26 protein-coding genes and 1 tRNA gene are annotated in these 24089 nt (G+C 66.7%); 6 read left to right on the plus strand and 21 right to left on the minus strand.

Going from position 1 to position 24089, the window contains the following annotated elements; all coding sequences use genetic code 11:
* Positions 1-201 precede the first annotated feature (201 nt).
* From ettA to pyrF, 3 genes are read left to right on the plus strand one after another with little or no spacing between them, the layout of a single operon-like run.
* On the plus strand, positions 202-1863 hold the full coding sequence (gene ettA, locus ACQVBX_RS11470; RefSeq protein WP_431634210.1) for an energy-dependent translational throttle protein EttA: 1662 nt from the start codon (positions 202-204) through the stop codon (positions 1861-1863).
* A gap of 4 nt (positions 1864-1867) precedes the next feature.
* Positions 1868-2344, plus strand: a complete 477-nt coding sequence (locus ACQVBX_RS11475) for a cupin domain-containing protein (RefSeq protein ID WP_431634211.1) — start codon at positions 1868-1870, stop codon at positions 2342-2344.
* Positions 2345-2369: 25 nt separating this feature from the next.
* Positions 2370-3185 (plus strand): orotidine-5'-phosphate decarboxylase, encoded by an 816-nt coding sequence (gene pyrF / locus ACQVBX_RS11480; protein WP_431634212.1) that lies wholly within the window; start codon positions 2370-2372, stop codon positions 3183-3185.
* A 105-nt stretch (positions 3186-3290) separates the two neighbouring features.
* Here pyrF and ACQVBX_RS11485 read toward each other — a convergent pair whose 3' ends face one another.
* The 7 genes from ACQVBX_RS11485 to ACQVBX_RS11515 all read right to left on the minus strand — a co-directional run bounded on the left by ACQVBX_RS11485 (position 3291) and on the right by ACQVBX_RS11515 (position 9271).
* On the minus strand, positions 3291-4412 hold the full coding sequence (locus tag ACQVBX_RS11485; RefSeq protein ID WP_431634213.1) for a hypothetical protein: 1122 nt from the start codon (positions 4410-4412) through the stop codon (positions 3291-3293).
* Positions 4413-4888: 476 nt separating this feature from the next.
* Complete coding sequence (locus tag ACQVBX_RS11490) at positions 4889-5266, minus strand: hypothetical protein (RefSeq protein ID WP_431634214.1); 378 nt, start codon at positions 5264-5266, stop codon at positions 4889-4891.
* Between the two features lie 275 nt (positions 5267-5541).
* Positions 5542-6699 (minus strand): acyltransferase family protein, encoded by a 1158-nt coding sequence (locus tag ACQVBX_RS11495; protein WP_431634215.1) that lies wholly within the window; start codon positions 6697-6699, stop codon positions 5542-5544.
* On the minus strand, positions 6696-7451 hold the full coding sequence (locus tag ACQVBX_RS11500; protein ID WP_431634216.1) for a queuosine precursor transporter: 756 nt from the start codon (positions 7449-7451) through the stop codon (positions 6696-6698). The genes ACQVBX_RS11495 and ACQVBX_RS11500 overlap by 4 nt, the downstream gene beginning before the upstream one ends.
* Before the next feature lie 84 nt (positions 7452-7535).
* Positions 7536-7817: a DUF427 domain-containing protein gene (locus ACQVBX_RS11505; RefSeq protein ID WP_431634217.1), complete on the minus strand. Its 282-nt coding sequence runs from the start codon at positions 7815-7817 to the stop codon at positions 7536-7538.
* Position 7818: 1 nt separating this feature from the next.
* Positions 7819-8355, minus strand: coding sequence for a peptide deformylase (gene def, locus ACQVBX_RS11510; RefSeq protein WP_431634218.1), 537 nt, complete (start codon positions 8353-8355; stop codon positions 7819-7821).
* Positions 8356-8434: 79 nt separating this feature from the next.
* Complete coding sequence (locus tag ACQVBX_RS11515) at positions 8435-9271, minus strand: DUF4197 domain-containing protein (RefSeq protein ID WP_431634219.1); 837 nt, start codon at positions 9269-9271, stop codon at positions 8435-8437.
* 181 nt (positions 9272-9452) lie between these two features.
* Here ACQVBX_RS11515 and ACQVBX_RS11520 point away from each other — a divergent pair, with 181 nt between their 5' ends.
* From ACQVBX_RS11520 to ACQVBX_RS11530, 3 genes are all read left to right on the plus strand, one after another.
* Positions 9453-11531 carry a carbon starvation CstA family protein gene (locus ACQVBX_RS11520; protein ID WP_431634220.1) on the plus strand — a complete coding sequence of 693 codons (2079 nt, stop codon included), beginning with the start codon at positions 9453-9455 and terminating at the stop codon, positions 11529-11531.
* Positions 11528-11764, plus strand: a complete 237-nt coding sequence (locus ACQVBX_RS11525) for a YbdD/YjiX family protein (RefSeq protein ID WP_431634221.1) — start codon at positions 11528-11530, stop codon at positions 11762-11764. Before ACQVBX_RS11520 ends, ACQVBX_RS11525 begins: the two co-directional genes overlap by 4 nt.
* Positions 11765-11897: 133 nt before the next feature.
* Positions 11898-12401: a DUF2127 domain-containing protein gene (locus ACQVBX_RS11530; RefSeq protein ID WP_431634222.1), complete on the plus strand. Its 504-nt coding sequence runs from the start codon at positions 11898-11900 to the stop codon at positions 12399-12401.
* Between the two features lie 16 nt (positions 12402-12417).
* Here ACQVBX_RS11530 and ACQVBX_RS11535 read toward each other — a convergent pair whose 3' ends face one another.
* The 14 genes from ACQVBX_RS11535 to ACQVBX_RS11600 form a co-directional block, all read right to left on the minus strand.
* Positions 12418-12981, minus strand: a complete 564-nt coding sequence (locus ACQVBX_RS11535) for a GNAT family N-acetyltransferase (protein ID WP_431634223.1) — start codon at positions 12979-12981, stop codon at positions 12418-12420.
* A 9-nt stretch (positions 12982-12990) separates the two neighbouring features.
* Positions 12991-13677, minus strand: a complete 687-nt coding sequence (locus ACQVBX_RS11540; RefSeq protein WP_431634224.1) for an HAD family hydrolase — start codon at positions 13675-13677, stop codon at positions 12991-12993.
* A 108-nt stretch (positions 13678-13785) separates the two neighbouring features.
* Positions 13786-13861: transfer RNA gene (locus tag ACQVBX_RS11545), tRNA-Lys, on the minus strand.
* Between the two features lie 75 nt (positions 13862-13936).
* A complete protein-coding gene (queC, locus tag ACQVBX_RS11550; protein WP_431634225.1) occupies positions 13937-14620 on the minus strand; it encodes a 7-cyano-7-deazaguanine synthase QueC in 684 nt (227 codons plus the stop codon).
* Positions 14621-14793: 173 nt separating this feature from the next.
* The gene (gene queE / locus ACQVBX_RS11555; protein WP_431638172.1) at positions 14794-15477 is read right to left on the minus strand and encodes a 7-carboxy-7-deazaguanine synthase QueE; all 684 of its coding nucleotides are present in this window, start codon (positions 15475-15477) and stop codon (positions 14794-14796) included.
* Between the two features lie 19 nt (positions 15478-15496).
* Entirely contained in the window at positions 15497-16357 is an 861-nt protein-coding gene (gene ybgF, locus ACQVBX_RS11560; protein WP_431634226.1) for a tol-pal system protein YbgF, read from the minus strand.
* The gene (gene pal, locus ACQVBX_RS11565) at positions 16357-16863 is read right to left on the minus strand and encodes a peptidoglycan-associated lipoprotein Pal (RefSeq protein ID WP_431634227.1); all 507 of its coding nucleotides are present in this window, start codon (positions 16861-16863) and stop codon (positions 16357-16359) included. The genes ybgF and pal overlap by 1 nt, the downstream gene beginning before the upstream one ends.
* Before the next feature lie 245 nt (positions 16864-17108).
* Positions 17109-18425 (minus strand): Tol-Pal system beta propeller repeat protein TolB, encoded by a 1317-nt coding sequence (gene tolB, locus ACQVBX_RS11570; RefSeq protein ID WP_431634228.1) that lies wholly within the window; start codon positions 18423-18425, stop codon positions 17109-17111.
* 8 nt (positions 18426-18433) lie between these two features.
* A complete protein-coding gene (gene tolA / locus ACQVBX_RS11575) occupies positions 18434-19375 on the minus strand; it encodes a cell envelope integrity protein TolA (protein WP_431634229.1) in 942 nt (313 codons plus the stop codon).
* Complete coding sequence (gene tolR, locus ACQVBX_RS11580) at positions 19362-19811, minus strand: protein TolR (RefSeq protein ID WP_431634230.1); 450 nt, start codon at positions 19809-19811, stop codon at positions 19362-19364. Before tolR ends, tolA begins: the two co-directional genes overlap by 14 nt.
* Before the next feature lie 11 nt (positions 19812-19822).
* The gene (gene tolQ, locus ACQVBX_RS11585) at positions 19823-20509 is read right to left on the minus strand and encodes a protein TolQ (protein ID WP_431634231.1); all 687 of its coding nucleotides are present in this window, start codon (positions 20507-20509) and stop codon (positions 19823-19825) included.
* Between the two features lie 28 nt (positions 20510-20537).
* Complete coding sequence (gene ybgC / locus ACQVBX_RS11590) at positions 20538-20939, minus strand: tol-pal system-associated acyl-CoA thioesterase (RefSeq protein WP_431634232.1); 402 nt, start codon at positions 20937-20939, stop codon at positions 20538-20540.
* A gap of 56 nt (positions 20940-20995) precedes the next feature.
* Entirely contained in the window at positions 20996-22042 is a 1047-nt protein-coding gene (gene ruvB, locus ACQVBX_RS11595; RefSeq protein WP_431634233.1) for a Holliday junction branch migration DNA helicase RuvB, read from the minus strand.
* Between the two features lie 120 nt (positions 22043-22162).
* Entirely contained in the window at positions 22163-24082 is a 1920-nt protein-coding gene (locus ACQVBX_RS11600; protein ID WP_431634234.1) for a potassium transporter Kup, read from the minus strand.
* Positions 24083-24089 lie beyond the last annotated feature (7 nt).

A 24089-nucleotide genomic window follows, 5' to 3' on the forward strand; every position in this document is an offset into this window, starting at 1 on the left:
GCCTCCATATCGCCCCCATCGCCCCGGATCGTGCCGAAACGCCGAGCATGGGGTCCAACCGGGCCACGATTGGGCCGCGCGCAGGCGCGCGCCATGACAGCGACAGGGCCGATCGGCGATAATCGGCAGTCTTTTCCCTTTGTTCTCTACCTTGCCGGGCCGCGCGCACACGCGGCTTGCGGACGCCTTTCGGGAGCCAGCATGCAGTACATCTACACCATGAACGGGGTGAGCAAGATCGTTCCCCCGAAGCGCCAGATCATCAAGGACATCTCGCTCAGCTTCTTCCCCGGCGCCAAGATCGGCCTGCTGGGCGTGAACGGCGCCGGCAAGTCCACCGTGCTCAGGATCATGGCCGGCGTGGACAAGGACTTCCAGGGCGAGGCCCGTGCGCAGCCGGGCATCAAGGTCGGCTACCTGGCGCAGGAGCCGGAGCTCGATCCGGAGAAGACCGTGCGCGAGGCGGTGGAGGAAGGCGTCTCCGAGGTGCTGGACGCGCAGAAGCGGCTCGAAGAGGTCTATGCCGCCTACGCCGAGGAAGGCGCCGATTTCGACGCGCTGGCCAAGGAGCAGGAGAAGCTGGAAGGCATCCTGGCCGCCAACGACGCCCACGCGCTGGAGCGCCAGCTCGAAGTGGCCGCCGACGCGCTGCGCCTGCCGCCGTGGGACGCCAAGATCGGGCCGCTGTCCGGCGGTGAGAAGCGCCGCGTGGCGCTGTGCCGCCTGCTGCTGTCCAAGCCGGACATGCTGCTGCTGGACGAGCCCACCAACCACCTGGACGCCGAGTCGGTGGACTGGCTGGAGCAGTTCCTGCAGAACTACCCGGGCACCGTGGTGGCGGTCACCCATGACCGCTACTTCCTCGACAACGCCGCCGAGTGGATCCTCGAGCTCGACCGCGGCCGCGGCATTCCGTGGAAGGGCAACTACACCGAGTGGCTGGAGCAGAAGGATCAGCGCCTGAAGCAGGAAGCGAACCAGGAGAAGTCGCGCCAGAAGGCGATCGAGAAGGAGCTCGAGTGGGTGCGTTCGGCGGCCAAGGGCCGCCAGTCCAAGGGCAAGGCGCGCCTGAACCGCTTCGAGGAGCTGAACTCGGTCGAATACCAGCGCCGCAACGAAACCAATGAGATCTTCATTCCGCCGGGCGAGCGCCTGGGCCAGGAAGTGATCGAGTTCAAGAACGTCACCAAGTCGTTCGGCGACCGCATGCTGATCGAGGACCTGTCGTTCAAGATCCCGCCCGGCGCCATCGTCGGCGTGATCGGCCCCAACGGCGCCGGCAAGTCCACCCTGATGAAGATGATCATGGGCAAGGAGACGCCGGACTCGGGCGAGGTCAAGCTCGGCCACACCACCAAGCTGGCCTACGTCGACCAGTCGCGCGATGCGCTCGATCCGAAGAACAACGTATGGCAGGAAGTGTCCGGCGGCTCGGACATCCTCACCATCGGCAACTTCGAGATCCAGTCGCGCGCCTACATCGGCCGCTTCAACTTCAAGGGCACCGACCAGCAGAAGATCGTCGGCCAGCTCTCCGGCGGTGAGCGCGGTCGCCTGCACATGGCCAAGACCCTGCTGCAGGGCGGCAACGTGCTGCTGCTCGACGAGCCGTCCAACGACCTCGACGTGGAAACCCTGCGTGCGCTGGAAGACGCCCTGCTGGAGTTCCCCGGCTCGGCGATCGTGATCTCGCATGACCGCTGGTTCCTCGACCGCATCGCCACGCACATCATCGCGTTCGAGGGCGATTCGCACGTGGAGTTCTTCCCCGGCAACTACAACGAGTACGAAGCGGACAAGAAGCGCCGCCTTGGCGACGAAGGCGCCAAGCCGCACCGCGTGAAGTACAAGAAGCTGGTCTGAGGCGATGGATGACGTCAGGCCGCCCGTCGCGATCGATGCCGGTGACGCCCCCGTGCGCACCGGCTCGAGCTATCCCGCGCCGTTCGCCGCGCAGATGGGTGCGCGGCTCAAGCGCAAGCTGGGCGACGTGTTCGGCCTGACCGCTTTCGGCGTCAACCTGGCCCGGCTCGCACCCGGTGCGCACTCGGCACTGCGCCATGCACACCACCTCGAGGACGAGTTCGTCTACATCCTCGAGGGCACGCCGACCCTGCTCACCGACGCCGGCGAGACACCGCTGCGCCCGGGCATGTGCGCCGGCTTCAAGGCCGGCACCGGCGACGGCCACGCGCTGGTCAATCGCAGCGACGCCGACGTGGTGTATCTGGAAATCGGCGCGCGCTGCGCCGGCGAGACGGTCGATTACCCGGACGTCGATCTCAAGGGCGCCACCCTCGACGGGCGCTGGACCTACCTGCACAAGGACGGCACGCCGTACTGACGGCCGCCCTCCCGAGGAATCCGCGATGAGCTTCATGCAGACCCTTGCCGACGCCTGGCAGCGCCACGACTCGCTGGTCTGCGTCGGCCTCGATCCCGAACTGGGCAAGCTGCCGGCGCATTTGAAGGGGCGGCCCGACGCCGTGTTCGAGTTCTGCGCCGCGATCGTCGACGCCACCGCCGACCTCGCCTGCGCGTTCAAGCCGCAGATCGCCCACTTCGCCGCGCTGCGCGCCGAAGACACCCTGGAACGGCTGATCGCCCACATCCACGCCAAGCATCCGGGCGTGCCGGTGATCCTCGACGCCAAGCGCGGCGACATCGGCTCCACCGCGCAGCACTACGTCAGCGAGGCGTTCGAGCGCTTCGGCGCCGACGCGGTGACGCTCAACCCGTACATGGGGCGCGACTCGATCGCACCGTTCCTGGAGCGCGCCGACAAGGGCGTGATCCTGCTCTGCCGCACCTCCAACCCGGGCGGCGCGGATTTCCAGGCGCTGGACTGCAGCGGCGCACCGCTCTACCTGCGCGTGGCCGAGACGATCGCCCGCGACTGGAACGGCCACGGCAACTGCGCCCTGGTCTGCGGCGCCACCTGGCCGGAAGAGCTCGGACAGGTGCGCACCCGCGTCGGCGACATGCCGCTGCTGGTGCCGGGCATCGGCGCCCAAGGCGGCGACGTGGCCGCCGTGCTTCAGCACGGCCTCACCGCCGACCGCACCGGCCTGATGATCAACTCCTCACGTGGCATCCTCTACGCCGGCAGCGGCGAGGATTTCGCCGACGCCGCCCGCGCCGCGGCGCGGGAGCTTCGCGACACCATCAACCGGCTGCGGCGCTGAGCCCCGCGAGTTCGCAACCCGCGCCGCGAATCGAATCCGGAACGCAAAGAAAAAAGGCCGCGGCTCACGCCGCGGCCTCCATGTTTCCCGGTTCGCTCGGCAGCCTTACTGCACGATCGGATGCGCGATATCGCACTCGTTGGTGTCGTTCGACCACGTGCTCTGCATGGCGAAGGTACCGTTGGCCATCACCACATCGGCCGACTTGCCTTGGCCGGAGCTGATCCAGGCGCATTCGTCGCCGTTCTCCTGGCCGTAGCTGTTGCTCCGGCGGGTCCGGTTGGTCCAGCCACCGGCCGGGTTCTGGTCGGTGACCGTCTCGGCGTACTCGTGCCCCTCGACGATCGAGAAGCCGTCCAGCGCGCCGGTCGCGCCACTGTTGACGAAATTCTCGCCGCAGCTGGCCCCCATGTCGTACACGTATGGCATGTTGGTAAACGCCACATCACCGACCGGCGAGCTCACGCTCTGGTCGCCGTTCCAGTCATGCCACGCGCAGAACTGGCCGCTGGATGTGTTGAATCCGTCCGGGTGCGTGCCGGTCGGCGACAGGACGACGTACTGCACGTAGCGGTTGGACGCTGCGGTTGTGTTGCCGAAGTGCTGAGCCGCTTTGATCGCTTCCTGGGCCAGCTGGGCGCCAGTGGCGTTGGAAGGCGATGCCACCGAATTGTCGTACCACACACCGGCGAGGGCACCACCGGTTGGATAGCCGATGTGCGGCGCCCCTGTCGGACAGAAGGTCGCGCCGGTGGAAACCAGAGAGCCATCGCAGTACTGCGTCATGGTGCCGGACCACAGTTCCCCACCGGTGCCCAAGCCCTTGAACAGATTCTGCAGGTACGGCACGGCGCCGACCGGATCACCGGTCAGCGTCAGGTTGCCGTTGGCGTCGGTACCGGCAGCACCCCACTGGCTGCCGTAGACGACCAGGTAGACCTTGGGCGTGCCGCTGGTGACACCAATCCCGTCTACGCCGCCACCGTAGCCCAACAGCTTCGACGAAGCGGTGCCCGCGGTCCTGGCCGCATGCAGCGCCGCCCACGCGCGCATCTGGCTATGGGCCTCCCGCGTTGGCACAGGACCGTGGCGGTACGAGTGACCGTATGCCGGTGAATAGGGATTCATCCCGTCGCTCTGGGATGGGCCCGCGATGGCGCCGGCAGAAAGGCCAAGACATGCCGAAGCAACCAGAATGCCGAGCCACCGACTGTTGAGTCTGGACATATATTCTCCCCGCATTGATTGTTTGAGTTGAAAGCGAACGAATGTCTTCAATGCACCTGACGATGCACGATGGATGGTTGCGCAAACAAACTCCGCCGCAGAAATGACTTTAACGCGGCGCAGGCCACTCCCCCACAGGAAAGGCTCGCGGAAAGTATCGAGAAAAAACTGCCGCTTCAATCGGAAATTTTCGCTGCAGATCAGCCATCTACGAGCGTAAGTAATAACGGCAAGCGAGATAGTTTTCGCTTTATCAAAGCCCTGAAAGAACGTACGAACGCATTATCTTGCAAGAGGCGAAAAATCCCGACGCTTTTATCGCCGTCGCAATGTACTGCGACGCAAAAAGTGCGAACTCGTTCATACCTACACGGCTGCTGCAGACAAGCGTGTTCCAGCATCAATCTTCCGGAATGTCCGAGCAGCGGGGATGGCATAACATCGCATCCGCTCTCGGCCACACAGACGCCAGGGGCTCAGCGGGAATGTACCCAGTAGATGTGGACGCCGCGGGCTCGGTCATCGTCGCGACGCCCCTCGCGACCGTCGACGACCACGCCCCACGTCGACCGCAAGGCACCACCCTGGATGCGATCCACGCGCATCTGCTCACCCATGGGGATGATCGCCTGCGTGGCCACAACGAGCACGCCTGGCTGCTCGTACACCAGACTCCCTGGCCGGCACGCCCCCGCGCCCCAACCCACATGGATCTCGCACGGCAACGGCGTGAACGTGCTGCGGTTGTCCAGGCTCCAGCCCTCGGTCTTGCTCAAGAGGGACTGCAGGTGCGGATCGTCCCAGTCCACGGTGTTACCGGACGGTCCACTACGTGGCTTGTCGAAGTGACTCATGCCCGCCACGATCCTGCATCTCCCGTCAACTTGATGTGGTCGGCGAGGTGTCGGGCATCGGCAAGTGGGTATGCCGGGCGTTCCGCCACGCCGACCCCGCCGGGCGGGCGCAGCGGGACGGGACAATAATTTGGACGGATTGCCATGCGTGGCCTATCGGCCGGATCGCAGGTTTCTTTAATCGCCGTGCGAGGCAGCGGGGTGCCGCATGAATTTGCGGCGCATCGAACCGTCCGACTCGCGCCAGCGATGGCACACCGGCTCGTGCCGGCGAGTCAGGGCGGCGTCTGCGATAAGGCGGCGGGCATATGCACCCCTGGCCTCACGCCTCGCAGCCAGCGCTCACACGGCTGCGAGAAGCCGCGCGCCAGCAGCCAGCCCAAGGCCCATGACGCGGCCAGCGTCGGCAGATACCACCAGAGCCCCGCCTGCGGATCGCCACCATGTGCGCGCCACAGGCGCACCGCGCCGAACACCACGAACATGTGGGTGAGGTAGATCTCGTAGCTCAGGCGCCCCCAGCTCTCGAGCCAGCCGAAGCCGCGGACGTGCCGCGGGGCGGACGAAGGCGCCGCCATGCCCACCAGCAGGCACAACGTGGCGAGCGTGAGCATCAGCATCACGCCATCGTGCAGGGCGCGCCACAGCCACGGCGCCGTGAACAGCATCATGGCAAGCATGGCCGCTGCGCCGAAACCGCGCAGTACCCGCGCGTCACGCGCCGACGGCGGCCACGCGCGTACCCACAGCGCACCGAGCACGCCCGTGGCGATCGCGGCCATGCCGGGCAGATAGGCCTTCTCCTTCCACACCTCGTTGCCGGTGATCGACGCCAGCGACCAGGGCAGCGACAGGGCAAGCACCACCAGCAGCGGCACCAGTACGGCTCGCCGGCGCGTGAGCAGGCAAACGAGGGGAAAACCGAGGTAGAAAACTTCCTCGATCGACAGCGACCACAGCACGTCCCAGTTGCCCGGCAGATAGCCGGTATGCCCTTCGTACCAGTTCAGGTAAAGGCCCAACGCCGCGGCCACCGCACCGCCCAGCGACTGGCCCGGACGATCGATCACGTAGTCCGGCACCGCCAGCGCGTGCAGCAGGGCCAGCACCCCCACCAGCGCCAGCAGGCACGGCAGGATGCGCGCTGCGCGGCGCCGGTAGAACGTGCCCAGATCGATGCGCGACAGGTCGCCCCAGCGATCCAGCGCGTTGCCTGCAATCAGGAAGCCGCTGATTACGAAAAACACGAATACGGCCTCGTAGCCGTTGTAGTTCAACGCATTCAACAACCGCCGCGGCAGCCATTCACCCAGCACGGTGTCGCGCAGCGGCATGCGCAGGCCGATGTGGTGCAGCACCACCAGCACGATGGCCAAGCCACGCAGCCGGTCGATGCCGGGGTGGCGCATGGAGCGCGGGGCAGCCGAATTCATTGGACGCGCCGCAGCTCGCCCTCGTCCTTCAGGCTGAAGGGGTTGAAGTGCGTGCCCTCGTCGAAGGTGTCCACGCCTTCATGGCGCTTGAGGAAGCCCACGACGGCATAGGTCAGCGGCGTAAACACTACCTCCACCGTCACCTTCATCAGCCAGTTGAAGGCGATCACCTTGAGGATAGTCTGGCCTTCCCAGATGCCGATGAAGGCGATCGGGTAGAAGGTGAGGCTGTCCACGCCCTGCCCCACGACCGTGGAGCCGATGGTGCGCGTCCACAGCCAGCGGCCACGGGTGAGCAGCTTCATCTTGGCCATCACGAAGGAGTTGGCGAAGTCGCCGATCCAGTACGCCACCAGTGAGGCCAACGCAATGCGCCAAGTGCCGCCGAACACCACTTCCAGCGCCGGTTGCAGCTGCGCATTGAACGGTTCGGAGGCGCTGGCCGGCATGCGCAGGATCACCTGGGTCATGAAGGTGGCGAACAGCATCGCGCCGAAGCCCGCCCAGATCGCGCGGCGCGCCCGCGCGTAGCCATACACCTCGGTCAGCACGTCGCCGAAGATGTAGCTGATCGGGAAGAAAAGGTTGCCCGCGCCGAAGGTGAGTGCGCCCAGCAGCGGCAGGTTGACCGTGCAGACCTTGGCCGGGCCGATCAGGTTGGAGCACAGCAGCACGGCGACCATGCCGCCCACCAGCAGGTCGTAGTAGCGAAACCCGCGCAGCGGCGCGGCGGGCGGTACGGAGGCGGCCATCGGATCCCCTTGAGCTTGGCGACGGCGCAGCATACCCGGGCATCGCCGCGGCGGGGATGCCTGGGGACACTCGCCACGGCGGACTCAGGGGACGACCTGCACGCCCTTCCAGAACGCGACGCGGCCGGTAATCTGCTTGGCGGCGTCCTTCGGCGCCGGGTAGAACCACGCTGCGCCGGGATTCACTTTCTCGCCTACCACCACGTCGTAGTAGCTCGCGGTGCCCTTCCATGGGCACACGGTATGGGCGTCGCTGTCGCGAAAGTGCTCGCGTCGCAACGCCTCGGCCGGGAAGTAGTGGTTGCCCTCGACCACCACGGTGTCGTCGCTTTCGGCGAGCACCGTCTCGTTCCAGATCGCACGCATGTCAGTCGTCTCCAAGGTCTTGTCCGGGGAACAGCACGTCGGTGAAGCCGAAACGGCTGAAGTCGGTGATGCGCGAGGGGTACAGCCGACCGATCAGGTGATCGCACTCGTGCTGCACCACGCGGGCGTGGAAGCCTTCGGCGCGGCGGTCGATCGGCGTCCCCTTCGGATCCACGCCCTGGTAGCGGATCAGGCTGTAGCGGCTGACCACGCCGCGCAGACCGGGTACCGAAAGGCAACCTTCCCAGCCTTCTTCCATATCCTGGGAGAGGGGGGTGATCACCGGGTTGAGCAGGATGGTGCGCGGGACCTCCGGCGCCTCCGGATAGCGAACGGAGTGTTCGAAGCCGAAGATCACCAGTTGCAGGTCCACGCCGATCTGCGGCGCCGCCAGGCCGACACCACCGGCATCGTGCATGGTGTCGAACATGTCGGCGATCAGCGCGTCCAGCTCGTCGCTGCCGATCATCGATGCCGGCACGGCGGGCGCCACGCGCAGCAGTCGCGGGTCGCCCATTTTCAGGATCTCGCGAATCATGCTGGTTCTCGCAAAGAGGGAATACGGTTGGACTGCGGGTCACCCCGGCCGAATGCAAGGGGCCGAATGACCCGGCCGTTCAGCGGCCGCCGAACACCTTCTTAAGGAGATCGGTGGTGCGGGCCGCCGGGTTCTGGCGGATCGACTGCTCCTGCTCGGCGATGGTGGTGAACAGCCCGTCCATGGTCTTCTGGGTGACGTAGTCATCCAGGTCCAGCGGACTGTGGCCGCTCATCGATGCATCACTCTTGGACTTGCCGCCCAGCGCGCCAAGCGAACCCAGCGCATCGCCGAGCGCCCCTCCGCCGCTGCCCGAGGTGAACGCCTTGTATTTCTGGGTCACGCCGACGCTGTCGGTGGCCTGCGCCACGATCGGCCGGATGCGCGCTGCCAGCGCATCGCCCGCGACGCGGCGAAAGAAGTCGGTGGCCGCGTGGTCGCCGCCGGAGAGGATGCCGCGCGCGTCGTCGAGGGTCATCTTGCGGATGGCGTCGCCGAAGATGTCCGCCACCTGGGGCACGGCCTTTTCAGCGGCGCGGTTGAGGCTGAGCTCGAAAGCATCGACCTTCGCCCCCTGCCCCAGCTGGCGGGCGAGCTTGCCGGCCTGCTCCAGCTTGCCGGGCAGCGGAATGCGCACCCTGGGGTTGTTCCAGAAGCCGCCGTTGCGGCCCAGCGTATTGATCGCATGGGTCGTGCCTTTGGCGAGCGCTTCCTTGAGGCCGGCGGCAATGTCGCTGCTGGGCAGCTGGCTGGCCGTGGCGTTGTTGCCGGTGCGGGACTGGGCGGCCTGCTTGGCCTTGTTGAGCAGATCCTTGAACTGGCCGCTGGAGCCGCTCGCGGCGACGGCGGCTCCGCCGAACATCACGCCGCCTGCCAGCACGAGCACGAACAGGCCGGATCGAACGTTGCTGCGCATGGCACGACTCCTGTGAACGCGGGGCGGCCAGTTTAGTCCCCGGCGGCACGCGGCGGCCGTACGACACATGCCGGACACGACAGCCATTCGACCAAAGGCTAATGAGGCAGCCGCCCTGCGACCATTGACCACTCCGGCTGCGAGGGTGACCCTTGGGTATCTCCACCAGAAGGGCTCTCCCATGCAAGCGACAGCCACATCCCCTACAGGGCCCGCAGGCAAACTCCTGTGGGCCCTCGTCGCCGTGATCGGCGCCTGTTGCCTCGGCGTCGTGGCGCTGCGCCGCGGTGAACCGATCAACGCCATCTGGCTGGTAGCGGCGGCGATCGCCGTGTTCGTGATCGGCTACCGCTTCTACGGCACCTTCATCAACAACAAGGTGCTGCAGCTCGATCCCAGCCGGGCCACGCCGGCGGTACTGCGCAACGACGGCCTGGACTACGTGCCGACCGACAAATGGGTGGTGTTCGGCCATCACTTCGCCGCCATCGCCGGCGCCGGCCCGCTGGTGGGACCGGTACTCGCCGCACAGATGGGCTACCTGCCCGGCACGTTGTGGATCCTGTTCGGCGTGGTGTTTGCCGGCGCGGTGCAGGATTTCATGGTGCTGGGCCTGTCGATCCGTCGCGACGGCCGCTCGCTCGGCAACATGCTGCGTGACGAGCTGGGCCCGTTGCCCGGCATCGTGGCGATGATCGGCGTGCTCGTGCTGATGATGATCGTCCTGGCCGTGCTGGCGCTGGTGGTGGTCAAGGCGCTCACGCACAGCCCGTGGGGCACCTTCACGGTGGCGGCGACGATCCCGATCGCCCTGCTGATGGGCGCCTATCTGCGCTGGTTCCGTCCGGGGCGCATCCTGGAGGTGTCGATCATCGGCCTGGCGCTGCTGCTGCTGTCGATCTGGCTGGGCAAGGCGGTGTTCGATTCGCCGTTGTGGGGCCCGATGTTCGACTTCGACGCCAAGCATCTGGCCTGGATGCTGATCGGTTACGGCTTCTTCGCCTCGGTATTGCCGGTGTGGCTGCTGCTGGCGCCGCGCGATTACCTCTCCACCTTCCTCAAGATCGGCACCATCGCCCTGTTGGCGATCGCCATCTTCATCGCCGCGCCCACGCTGCAGCTGCCGGCGGTCACCAAGTTCATCGACGGTACCGGCCCGGTGTTCGCCGGCAACCTGTTCCCGTTCCTGTTCATCACCATTGCCTGCGGCGCGGTGTCGGGCTGGCACTCGATCATCGCCTCAGGCACCACGCCCAAGCTGCTGGCCAATGAAGGCCAGGCGCAGATGGTCGGCTACGGCGGCATGCTGATGGAGGCGTTCGTGGCGATCATGGCGCTGGTGGCCGCCGCCTCGCTGCATCCGGGCGTGTACTTCGCCATGAACTCGCCGGCCGCCCTGCTGGGCACTACGGCGGAGAGCGCAGCGCAGGCGGTGAGCCAGATGGGCTTCGTGGTGACGCCCGACCAGCTGCTGCAGACGGCCAAGGACATCGGCGAGAACTCGATCCTCAGCCGCGCCGGCGGCGCGCCCACGCTGGCCGTGGGCATGGCCCAGCTGCTGCACGGGATCATGCCGGGGGAGAGCATGATGGCGTTCTGGTACCACTACGCGATCCTGTTCGAAGCGCTGTTCATCCTGACCACGGTCGATGCCGGCACGCGCGTGGGCCGCTTCATGATCCAGGAGATCGCCGGCCTCATTCACAAGCCGCTACAGCACACCGAATCGTGGACCGGCAACTTGCTGGCGACGGTGCTGTGCGTAGCGTTGTGGGGCTACTTCCTCTATCAGGGCGCGGTCGATCCGCTGGGCGGCATCAATACGCTGTGGCCGCTGTTCGGCATCGCCAACCAGATGCTGGCGGCGATCGCCCTGATGCTGTGCACCGTGGTGGTGGTCAAACTCAAGCGCGAGCGCTACATGTGGGCGCCGGGCATTCCGGCGCTGTGGCTGATCGTGTGCACGCTGACTGCCGGCTACGAGAAGCTGGTCGGCCCGATCAGCTTCACCGCCGCGGCCAACAAGTACGCCCAGGGCATCGCCGACGGCAAGCTGCTCGCACCGGCCAAGTCCGCCGCGGAGATGCAGCGCATCGTCACCAACAATTACGTGGACATGGTCCTGACCGGCCTGTTCATGGCGCTGGTGGTGGCCATGGCGCTGTTCGTGCTCAACGCGATCAGCAAGGCGCTCAAGGCCAACCGCCCCACGGCCCACGAGGAGCCCTACGTGGCGTTGAGCAGCGTGGCGCAGTCATGAGCACCCTGACCAGCGCTCCGCGCCAGGTACGCGCTCCGTTGCAGGCCGCGGCGCGGGCGCTGTGGAAGTGGGCGGTGCAGACGGCGCGGCTGTGCTGCGGCGTGCCGGACTACGACGTCTACGTGGCGCACCTGAAGCGCGCCCATCCCGACCACCGGATTCCCTCCTATGAGGAGTTCTTCCGCGAGCGACAGGAGGCCCGCTACAAGGGCACCGGCGGCCGCTGCTGCTGATCGCCACGGCTGCCAAGGCCACGCCGGCGACGGCGTGGCCTTTTTCTTGGGCGTGGCCGTGCCCGACCGCCCTCGCGATGGCGATGTCATCTGCGCCCCGCGACAATGCCGCTTTTGCCTGTCTGCCCTCTCCATGAGCGATCACCCGCACCACCGCCCCATCGATGACGACACTCCCGAGGCTCATCATCGCTTCGGGCTGCGCGTGATCGCGCTGTACAAGATGGTGCAGGCGCTGGGATTGCTGCTCGCGGCGGCGGCGGCCTTCCATCTGGAGCGCCAGCGCAACGTCGATCGGTTGATCGACTGGCTGGAACATCTCTCGCTCAGCGGCACCAGCGCGCTGCGCCAGCACCTGGTCGATGCAGTGGCCGGGCTCGGACCGCAGCGCTTCGTGGTGATCGGGCTGATCGCCATCGCCTACGCGGCGCTGTTCATCACCGAGGGAGTCGGCCTGTGGCTGCGCAAGCACTGGGCCGAATGGTTCACCGTCGTCGCCACCGGCTCGCTGATTCCGCTGGAAGCCTACGAGGTGATCGAGCACGCCAGCTGGCTCAAGCTCGGCATTCTGGTAGGCAACGTGGTGATCGTGGTGTACCTGGCGCGCATCGCGATGCAGCCGCATCGCCGACGCTGAGCGGCAACTCGAGCGCTCAAGCGCTGCGGGCCGCTCGCCACTCTGCGGCAAGCAGCCCGTAGAACGCGGTGTCCGACACCTGGCCGTCGACGATCCAGCGCTCACGCAGCAGCCCCTCGCGCTGAAAACCCAGCCGCTGCAGGCTGCGTGCCGATGCCTCATTGGCCGGATCGATGTCCGCCTCCAGGCGATGCAGCTGTAGGGCGTCGAACGCCCACTCCACCAGCAGGCCCAGCGCCTCGTGCATCAGGCCCTGGCCCCAGTGCGCGCGCGCCAGGGCATAGCCGATCTCGGCACGGCGATTGGCCGGGCTGAGGTTGAACACGGACAGCGTGCCGACGACGCGCCCGGTCGAGCGCAACACGATGCCCAGGCGCAGCGCCTGACCGTCGGCGAAGGCTTGGCGGTCGCGCTCGAGCATGGCGAGCGCCTCCTCTTCGGCCTGCCACGGCGGCTGGCTCCAGTAGCGCACCACCTCGGGATCGCCAAAGATCGCCAGCAGATCCGCGGCATCGTGGGTCTCGAGCAGCCGCAGGGAGAATCGGTCGCAGGCCAGGTTGATCGGCGGGAAGGTATTCATGGTCGGATCTCAAGCCGTTCGCTGAGCGCGGTCGCGACTCAACGCATCGAGCAGCGCCGGCAGATGCGCCATGTCATCGAACACGTATTGGGCGCCGGCCGCGAGCAGCCGCTCCGCGGGCGTGTGCGCGGCATAGCCGATCACCGTCATGCCTGCCGCCCGCCCGGCGGCGATACCGGTGGGTGAGTCCTCGACCACCACGCAGTACGCGGGACGCGCGGCGAACGTGCGGGCGGCCAAGAGGTAAAGATCAGGCGCGGGCTTGCCCTGCGCCACGTCGTCGATGCAGAACCAGCGCCCCTCGAAGCGCGGTAGCAGTCCGGTGGCGCGCAGGGTGATCTCCATCTTCACCCGCAACCCGTTGGAGGCGACCGCGCATGGCTGGTCGAGTGCGGCGAGCATCTCGGCGACGCCAGGCATCAGGGTCACTTCGCGCGCCAGTACCGCGCGGCTGCGCTCGCCGTAGTTCTCCTCGAACCCGGGCGGCAACGGACGGCCAAGCAACTGCTCGGCCCGCCGCACCGACTCGGCCGCCGAGCGGCCGAAGAACTGCTCGGCCATGTATTCCTCGCTCACCGTCAGGCCCAGCTCGCCGAGCATCTGCGCAAAGACGCGATTGGTGATGCGCTCGCTGTCGATCAGCACGCCGTCGCAGTCGAAGATCACCAGGTCGAGGGCGGAGGTCGGGTTGCTCATGCGGAACCATGGGACTTGGGCATGGAAGCGGCCATTGTTCCACGGCTGCGTGTTCCCGGTGTGCGGGCAAAAAAAACCGCCGGGGAAAACAACCCGGCGGTTCGTCGATGGTGGGCCGTCCGAGACTCGAACTCGGGACCAATAGATTAAAAGTCTACTGCTCTACCAACTGAGCTAACGGCCCGCGTGACGCGGCTGCGTTTGCAAACGCAAGCCGGCAATTTTAGGGAGCTTGCGCCACCGGCACAAGCAAGCGCGCTCAGACGTAACGGGTGGGGTCGGGCAGGCCGGCCTCGCGAAAGCCCTGCGCGCGCAAGCGGCAGGCGTCGCAATGGCCACAGGCGCGGCCCTGCGCGTCGGCCTGGTAGCAGCTGACCGTGGCGGAGAAATCGACGCCCAGCCGCCCGCCTTCTCGGGCGATGTCGGCCTTGCTCATGCGCATCAGCGGCGCGTGGATGCGCAGCCCCTGGCCTTCCACGCCGGCCTTGGTCGCCACGTTGGCGAGCTGCTCGAACGCCTCGATGAAGGCCGGGCGGCAATCCGGATAGCCGGAATAATCCACCGCGTTCACGCCGCACCAGATGTCGCGACTGCCGAGCACTTCGGCCCAGCCCAGCGCAATGGACAGCATGATGGTGTTGCGCGCGGGCACGTAGGTAACCGGGATGCCTGCGTCCTCGGCATCCAGCGGCACGTCGATATCGGCGGTGAGCGCCGAGCCGCCGATGCTGCGCAGGTCCACCTGCACGGTCTTGTGCTCCACTGCGCCGAGCATGCGCGCCACCTGCGCCGACGCTTCCAGCTCGGAGCTGTGGCGCTGGCCGTAGGCGACGCTGAGCGCGTGCACCTGGAAGCCCTGCTCGCGCGCGATGGCGATGGTGACGGCCGAATCCATGCCGCCGGAAACGAGTACGACGGCCTTGGGGAGGGAGTTGTCGGTCATGGTTGCGGGTCCTGCGAGGCGGCCGGTCACCGGCCGGTGAGCACGCTACCGGCAACAGGCCGATGCGCGGTGTGAAGCAAAGAAGAGAGGGAGGCGAAGCGAGCAGTGAAGGCGAGGCCGGCGCCAGACGTTGCCGGCAGCGGGCTCTCTCTCACGTCTCTCGGTTCATTCCCTCAGTGCCCTGGAGCGTCGTTCCAGAGCAGCTTGTGCAATTGCAGCTGAAAGCGCACCGGCAACCGGTCGGCAATGATCCACTCGGCCAGCTCGCGCGGCTGCACTGCGCCGTGCACCGGGGAAAACAGCACCATGCAGCGCCGGTCGATGCCGTGGTCGGCCACCACGCCACGCGCCCACTCGTAGTCGGCACGGCTGGCGATGACGATCTTTACCTGGTCGTGCGGCAACAGGTGGTCGAGGTTTGACCACAGGTTGCGGGCGCTCTCGCCCGAATCGGGCGCCTTGAGGTCCATCACCTTGCGCACGCGCGGGTCGACGGGCGCCACGTCGAGCGCACCGGAGGTCTCCAGCGACACTTCATAGCCGGCGTCGCACAGGCGAGTCAGCAAGGCCAGGCAGCGCTTCTGCGCCAGCGGCTCGCCGCCGGTGACGCAGACATGGCGCACCTCGTGCCGGGCCACTTCGGCGAGGATCTCGTCGATCGCCTGCCAGCCGCCACCGTGGAAGGAATACTCGGTATCGCACCACACGCAGCGCAGCGGGCAGCCGGTAAGCCGCACGAACACGGTGCGCCAGCCGATCGCATCGGCCTCGCCCTGCACGGAGTGGAAGATCTCGGTGATGCGCAACCGCTCGGCGGTTCCTGCACCCGGGCGGGCCTCGGCCACGCCCGTGTCGATGTCGCTCACCGCCGCGGCCTCAGTTGGCCGTCTGCAACTGGATCCGGTTCAGGCGCTCCTGCGCCAGGCTGGCCGCCTTGGAGCCGGGGTACTTGCGGATCACGTCCTGCAGCGTGGACTGCGCCTCGCCGGTCTTCTTCAGCTCGAACTGCGTATAGCCCACCTTGAGCAGCGCATCGGGTGCCTTGTCGCTCTGCGGAAACTGGTTCAGCAGGCGCTGGAAGGCCTCGAGGGCAACCGCGTAATTGGTGGTGACGTAGTAGGACTCGCCCAGCCAGTACCACGCGTTGGGCGCGAGCGAGCTGTCCGGATGCTGCTGGATGAAGTCGCGGAAGCCACGCGACGCGTTGGCGTAGTCGCCGGCGCGCAGGGCCTTGAAAGCCGTGTCGTACGCTGCCTGCTCGTCGGCACCGGCCGGAGCGGCCGTCGTGCTGCCCTGGGATGCGCTGGCGCTGCTGGCCGACGAGGCCGGCGCCGCAGCAGCGGCCGCATTGCCGGTGGTACTGGCAGCCGGTGCACCTGAGGGTGTCGCCGCTGCCGGGGCTCCCGCAGCAGGCGCGCCCTGGAGGCGGCTGATGCGTGAATCCAGATCGATGTATTGCGCCTTGTTCTTGTCGTCGAGCTGCTGCAGCTGGTGCTGCAGTTCCTCGATCTGGCCCTGCAGCTGCTGCACCTGCGCCTGCAGTTGCTGCACCTGGTTGACCATGCCGATGCCGCCCTTGTCCTGGTTCTGCGCCTGCTGCTCGAGCCGGGAGACACGCTCGGCGAGACTGAGGCGGGAGTCCTGCGCGGACACGGGACCGGCCACCAGCATGGCGGACGCGATCGCGCCCGCCATGCCGATGCTGGCTGCAAAACGAGTAGCCAGACGGATCTTCATTACTGCGCCGTGTAGACGATCTCGACGCGGCGGTTCTTGCTCCAGCAATCCTCGTTGTGCTCACGGCACACCGGCTTTTCCTTGCCGTACGAGATCACTTCGAGCTGGCCAGCCGAACCACCGGCCGCCTGCAGGGCGTCGGAGACGGCATTGCCACGACGCTCGCCGAGGCCGAGGTTGTACTCGCGGGTGCCACGCTCGTCGGTGTTGCCCTCGAGGCGGACGTGCGCTTCCGGACGGTCCTGCAGGTACTTGGCGTGGCACGCCATGATCTGCTGGAACTCCGGCTTGATTTCGGTCTTGTCGAAATCGAAGTACACAACGCGCTGACGCAGGCAGGCGTCGGTGTCCAGATCGCCCAGCTTGTACTTGCCGTCGTTCTGGGCAGGCTGGGTCATCGGGGGCTGCTCCGGCTGCGGAGCGGGCTTCACTTCCTGCTTCTTGGAGCAGGCGGCCGCGCCAACGCAGAGCAGGGCGACCAGGGCGACGCGAACGGTCTTATTCATGGTGACGTTCCTTCAAACGGGTTTGAGTTCCGACAGTCAATGACGATTGCGGTTACGGGACAGCATGCGCCGGTGATCCGGCTGTTCTTTTGACTTCAAGAAGTCGGCATGGCGGGTTGCCTCGCCATCGACTGACGGGTCGCAGCCAAAGGCTCCGCGACCCTTAACCGAAAGGCGCCCGAGAGCGCCCTACGGACCCACTCCGTGGGCTCCGGACCGGCGATGACCTGCCGTCCCGGTGAATCTCAACGCTGCCGGTACGGTCCCCAGCTCGGCTCGCGCACATCGCCATCGGAGAGCACGAGGCGCTGGCGGACCAAACCGTCGGCCGACACGGCATAAAGCACACCGCGACGACCTTCGGTGGCGGCGTACAGAAGCATGCTGGCGTTCGGGGCAAAGCTGGGCGACTCGTCGATGGGACCCGGAGACAGGAACCGCACCTGCCCGCCCAGACTGTTGTCCATGACAGCAATACGATACACGTTACCGTTGCCCTGCACCATGGCGATCTGCTTGCCGTCGTAGCTCACCGACGCCTCGGCGTTGTTCTGGCCCTGGAAGCTGACGCGCTCGGGGGAGCCGCCGTTGGACGACATCTTGTAGATCTGCGGCCGACCGGAGCGGTCGGAGGTGAAATAGATGCTCTGCCCGTCGGCCGACCAGGTCGGCTCGGTGTCGATCGCCAGGTTGTTGGTCAACCGCGTTTCCTTGCGACTGGCCATGTCAAGCACGAAGATTTCCGGGTTGCCCACGTAGGACAGCGACACCGCCAGCTTGCTGCCATCCGGCGACCAAGCCGGCGCGCCGTTGATTCCGCGGCTGTGCGACTCCACCAGCTGGCGCGAGCCGGTGGTGATGTCCTGCACGTAGACGTTGGAATTGCCGCTCTCGAAGGACACGTAGGCGATCTTGCGGCCATCCGGCGACCACGCCGGCGACAGCAGGGACTCACGCGAACGTGCCACGACCTGCGGGTTGTAGCCGTCCGAATCGGCCACGATCAGCGAATAGGTGGTGTTATTGCCCAGGCCGACCGCCGTGATGTACGCGATGCGGGTCCAGAAGGCACCGCGCACGCCGGTAATCTTTTCGTAGATCTGATCGGCGATCTGGTGCGCCACGCCACGCAGGTCGCCGGCCGGAGCGGTGAGCGACTGCGCCAGCAGGCTCTGCTGCTTGTTGACGTCCCACAGCTCGTACTCGACCTTGAACATGCCGCCGCCGGCATCGCTGATGCGGCCGACGGTGATGTAGTCCTGCTTGAGCAATCGCCAGGTCGGGAACTTGATGTCCGAACCCTTGGACGGGAACTCGACGATCTCGCTCTTCGCCAGCGAGCGGAACTTGCCCGAGCGGTTGAAATCGTTGCGCATCACGTCGGCGATGTCGGTGGGCAGCGGCGCGCCGCCGTCCTGTGCGAACGGCACCACCGCGATCGGCGTGGCCGTCTTGACGCCACCGACGATGTCGACGTTGAGTGACTGGGCACTGGCCGGTGGCGTGAGCAACGCGCCAAGCAGCAGGACAGCGAGGGCAAGCAGCAGATTCGGTTTACGCATGGGCTTGATCATTGCGGCCTGAAGGTGAAGGTGAGATCACGCTGGAACACGCTCTCGAAGCCCTTGTACGGCAACGGTTGCGCTCGCAGCACCGCGTTCTCGACCGAGCGGCGTCCGGCCTCGTCGTACGGACAACTGCTGTCGACCCTCGCGCTCATTACGTCGCCGCCAGGCAGCTGGGTGATGTGCACGACGCACGGCAAAGCCGCCATGTTATCTGGCCGCAACCAGTTCTGCGTGACCGCGTTCTGAATCGCTGCCTGATATTTGGCGAGCAGGCTGTCGTCCTTGCCATTGGTGCCGGTCTGGCGCTGGTCGGCCGCCGGCAGGTCCGGCAAGCCGTCGTCCTTGGCGTTCTTCAGGTCCTTCAGTTGCTGCTCGGCCTGGCGCTTCTTGTTGTCGGCCTGCCGCGTGGCGGCCGAGGCCTTGTCCAGCTTGGCGAACAGCTCATCGATCTTCTTCTTTTCCTCTTCCTTCTTTTTGGCCGCCTGGGCATCCAGTTCGGCCTGGCGCTGGCGCTGCTTTTCTTCCTGCTCGCGCTTGGCGTCCTCGGCCTTCTGCAAGGCGTCGGCGACCACCTTTTCCTGGTCGACCACGTCCGGATGCTCCGGCGGCGGCGGCAGCGTTTTCACCTGCGGCGCCTGCACGGCGGGGGTCGGCGGCGGCACCGCCGGGGGCGGCGGCACGGTGTCGGGAACTGGCCGCGCCTTGGTGGGCTTGGGTGGCGGCGCGCCGGTGGGGCCGATCAGCACGGCCTCGATCGGCTGGCCCGGGAGCTCCAGCGGCTTGGCGCAGGCGATCGGATTCCACCCGGCCGGCAGGTGCAGCAACTCGAACCACTTCTCGTAGGCCGAGCACGGCAGGATCGCCAGGTAGAGGAACGCCAGGATGCCCAGGTGCAGGACGGCCGCCAGCACCACGGCCATGGGCGTGCGCTTACTTTCGTCCATCGGACGCGCTCGTCCCCTGCGGTGGCTGGCTCATCAGGCCGACCTTCGCCACGCCGGCCTGCTGCAGATCGGCCAGCACCTGATAGACGCCGTCGTACTTGCCGTCGCGGTCGCCGGCCACCAGCACGCTCACTTCCGGATTGGCCTTGACGAACGCGCCGACCTTGATCTTGAGGCCCTCTTCGTCGATGGCTTCCTTCTTGGCGTCGCCCAGGGTCAGGAACAGTTTGCCGTCCGACCCCACGGAGATGATCACCGGATCCTTCTTGTCCTTCAGTGAGCGGGCGTTGGCCTGGGGCAGGTTCACGTCGACATTGGCGTTGAGCATCGGCGTGGTCACCATGAAGATGATCAGCAGCACGAGCATCACGTCGATGTACGGCACGACGTTGATCTCGGACTTGAGCTTGTGCCGCTTGCGGTGGCTGGGGCGCATGGGAACGGACCTCAGCGGACGTCGTCAGACTGGATCTGCCGCTGCAGCACCGAGGAGAACTCCTCCTGGAACACCTCGTAGCGCGAGGCGATGCGCTCGACGCGGTTGGCATAGCGGTTGTACGCCCACACGGCCGGAATCGCCGCGAACAGACCCATTGCGGTGGCGATCAGCGCCTCGGAGATGTGCGGCGCGACGGCGGCGATGGTGACGTCCTTCATCTCGCCCAGGCCCTGGAACGCGCCCATGATGCCCCACACGGTGCCGAACAGGCCGACGTAGGGGCTGATCGAGCCGACGTTGGCGAGGAACTCCAGGTTGCGCTCCAGCAGGCCGATCTCGCGGGTGCCGGCCACGCGCATGGCGCGCTCGGAGCTCTCCATCACTATGCGCATGTCACTGGCCTTGCGCTGGCGCTGGCGGGCGAACTCGCGAAAGCCGGACTCGAAGATCGTCTCCATGCCGCCGTTCTCGGCGCCGCCGTTGCTCACTTCGCGGAACAGCTGGGCCAGGTCGCCGCCGGACCAGAAGCGCTCCTCGAACGCCTCGGCGTTTTCCATCGCCGCCTTCATCTGCGAGTACTTGCGGATGATGATGACCCAGGACATGAAGGAGAACGCCAGCAGCACGAGCATGACCAGCTGTACCGGCGTGCTCGCTTCCGCGACCAGCTTGAAAATGTTCAGTCCACCGTTCATGGCTTGGGAGTTCTCCGCGGAAATGGGGTCAGGGGGTGAGGCCGGGAATGGCGTCGTCCGGTATCCGTACCGGTACCATGCGCTCGACATCGACGCACGCCACGCGGACCTCGGCCCGAATGAGCCCGGTGCCGTCGCGGCGCTGGATGGTCTGGCCGAAAAGGATACTGGCAGCGCGACGTTCTTTGACTTCCACTGTCACGAGCAGTTCATCGTCCAGCAGGGCGGCCTTGAGGAAATCGATGTGCATCGAGCGCACCAGAAAGGCCAGCCCGGTGCGCGCCTTGAAGGCCGACTGCTCCACGCCCAGGCTGCGCAACCACTCGCTGCGGGCCCGCTCCAGGAAGCGCAGGTAGCTGGCGTGGTAGACGACGCCACCGGCGTCGGTGTCTTCCCAGTAGACGCGGACAGGCCAATGAAACACGGGCATGGGGCTAGATCTCTTGCGGCGGTTGGAGGCGACAGCCGCACGGCGGCGACGCGTGATCAGGGTTCGCTGGACCCGGCGGAAAACAGGTCCGGCGCCAGCGCCTGGCGCGGCGGCGGGGTGAGACCCAGATGGCGCCAGCCCTTGGCGCTGACCATGCGCCCGCGGGCCGTGCGCACCAGATAGCCCTGCTGGATCAGGTACGGCTCGACCACGTCTTCCAGCGTGCCGCGGTCTTCGCTCAGCGCCGCGGCCAGCGACTCCACGCCCACTGGACCGCCGTCGAAATTCTCGATGATCAGGGTCAGCAGGCGCCGGTCCAGCTCGTCGAAACCCTGCGGATCAACCTTCAGCATGCCCAGCGCGGCCTGCGCTGCGGCCAGGGTGATGGCCCCGCCGGCGCGCACCTCGGCGTAGTCGCGCACGCGGCGCAACAGTCGATTGGCGATCCGCGGCGTGCCGCGCGAGCGGCGGGCGATTTCCTGCGCCCCCTCCACCTCACAGGCGATACCGAGAATCTTCGCCGCGCGGCGCACGATGTCGGTGAGCTCGTCGGCCGTGTAGAACTCCAGCCGCTGCACGATGCCGAAGCGGTCGCGCAGCGGCGCCGTCAGCATACCGGCACGCGTGGTGGCGCCGATCAGGGTGAATGGCGGCAGATCGAGCTTGATCGAGCGGGCGGCCGGGCCTTCGCCGATCATGATGTCGATCTGGAAGTCTTCCATGGCCGGATACAGCACTTCCTCGACCACCGGCGACAGGCGATGGATTTCGTCGACGAACAGCACGTCGTGCGGCTCGAGGTTGGTCAGCAGCGCGGCCAGGTCGCCGGCGCGCTCCAGCACGGGGCCGGAGGTGGAGCGCACGTTGACCCCCAGCTCGTTGGCGATGACGTGGCTGAGCGTGGTCTTGCCCAGCCCCGGCGGGCCAAAGATCAGCACGTGGTCCAGCGCCCCGCTGCGCTTCTTCGCCGCCTCGATATAGATGGAGAGCTGCTCGCGCACCGCCTGCTGGCCCAAGTATTCGGCCAGACGCCGGGGCCGGATGGTGGCTTCCAGCGCGTCGTCGTCGAGTTGCGCGGCGGCGGTGATGATGCGGTCGGTCATGCCGACGATTATGGCAGGCACAGAGCGCTGTCGGAGCGCACCCTGTGCGCGAACGCTCTTCGCCTGATCTCTGTCGGAGCAAAGAGCCATCGCGCACAGGGTGCGCTCCTACGGGAACGGTCAGATCTCCACCTGGGCGCCCAGCTCGATCAGCCGGTTGCCGGGGATCTGGAAAAACGCAGTGGCCGGCATCGCGTTGCGCGCCATGAACGCGAACAGCTTGTCGCGCCACAGAGCCATGCCCGGGCGGCGCGCATCGGCCACGATGTTCTCGCGCGAGAGGAAGAACGTGGTGTCCATCAGGTCGAATGGCAGCCCGCTGCGCGAGCACTGCGCCAGCGCCAGCGGAATGTTCGGGTCCTCGGCAAAGCCGAAGCGCAGGGTGAGGCCGTAAAAGCCGCCGCCGAGCTCTTCGAGCTGGATGCGCTCCTCCGACTCGGCCACCGGGGTTTCCAGCGTCTCGGCGGTGAGCAGCACGTTGCGCTCGTGCAGCACCTTGTTGTGCTTGAGGTTGTGCAGCAGGGCGTGCGGCACCGCCTCCTGGTTGGCGGTGAGGAACACCGCCGTGCCCGGCACGCGCAGCGGCGGATGCTCGGAGATATTGGCGATGAACGGCTTGAGCGCCAGGCCGCCCTGTTTGATCTCGCGCACCACCAGGTCGCGACCGCGGCGCCAGGTGGTCATCACCACGAACATGATCAGGCCCAGCACCAACGGGAACCAGCCACCCTGCATGATCTTCAGCGTGTTGGCGCCGAAGTAGCTCAGGTCGATCACCAGCAGCAACACCGCCGTAAGGATCACCGCGGCGCGGCTCCAGTGCCACATCCGCCGCGCCACGATCATCACCAGCACGGTGTCGATGGCCATGGTGCCGGTCACGGCGATGCCATACGCGCCGGCCAGCGCATTGGACGAGCCGAAGCTCACCACCGTGGCGATCACCGCCACCATCAGCGCGCGATTCACCCACGGCAGGAAGATCTGCCCGATCGCCTCGCGCGAGGTATGCACCACCTGCATGCGCGGCACGAAACCGAGCTGGATCGCCTGCCGCGTCACTGTGAACGCGCCGGAGATCACCGCCTGCGAGGCGATCACCGTGGAGGCGGTGGCCAGCGCGATCATCGGATAGAGCGCCCAGTCCGGCACGGCGTGATAGAACGGGTTGTCGATCGCCTTCGGATCGACCAGCAGCAGCCCGCCCTGGCCGTAGTAGTTGAGCAGCAGCGCCGGCATCACGAAAAAGAACCACGCGGCGCGAATCGGAAAGCGCCCGAAGTGGCCCATGTCGGTGTACAGCGCCTCGGCACCGGTCACGCACAGCACCACCGAGCCCAGCGCCAGCGCCGAGGTCGTGCCGTGGGTCATGAAAAACTGCACCGCGTACCAGGGGTTGAGTGCGTACAGCACGCCCGGCGCCTGGATGATGTTCCACACGCCGATCACGCCCAGGCTGAGGAACCACAGCACCATGATCGGGCCGAATACCGCGCCGACCTTGGCGGTGCCGTGGCGCTGCATCCAGAACAGGCCCAGCAGCACCGCCACCGTGAGCGGCACCACCCAGTGCGACAGCGCGGGCGCCGCCACCTCCAGACCTTCCACCGCCGACAGCACCGAGATCGACGGCGTGATCACCCCGTCGCCGAAGAACAGCGCCGCGCCGAGCAGGGCCATCAGCACCACCAGCTTGCGCATGCGGGTGGACTGGCCCACCGCGCGCTGGGCCAGCGTCATCAGCGCCATGATGCCGCCCTCGCCCTTGTTGTCGGCGCGCATCACCAGGCTCACGTACTTCACCGCCACCACCAGGATCAGCGACCAGGTGACCAGCGAGAGAATGCCCAACACCGTGGCCGGCCGCGGATGCAGGCCATGCTCGGGCAGGAAGGTCTCGTGCATGGTGTACAGCGGGCTGGTGCCGATGTCGCCAAACACCACGCCGATCGCACCGAGAATCAGCGCCGAGCGGCTGCTGTGCGAGGCGTCGGCGCCACCGGTATCGGCGGAGGACGAAGCTTGGGTCTGCTGGTTCATGACGCTC

This window comes from Dyella thailandensis (genome assembly GCF_050749815.1).
In the GTDB taxonomy this organism is placed as follows: Bacteria; Pseudomonadota; Gammaproteobacteria; order Xanthomonadales; family Rhodanobacteraceae; genus Dyella_A.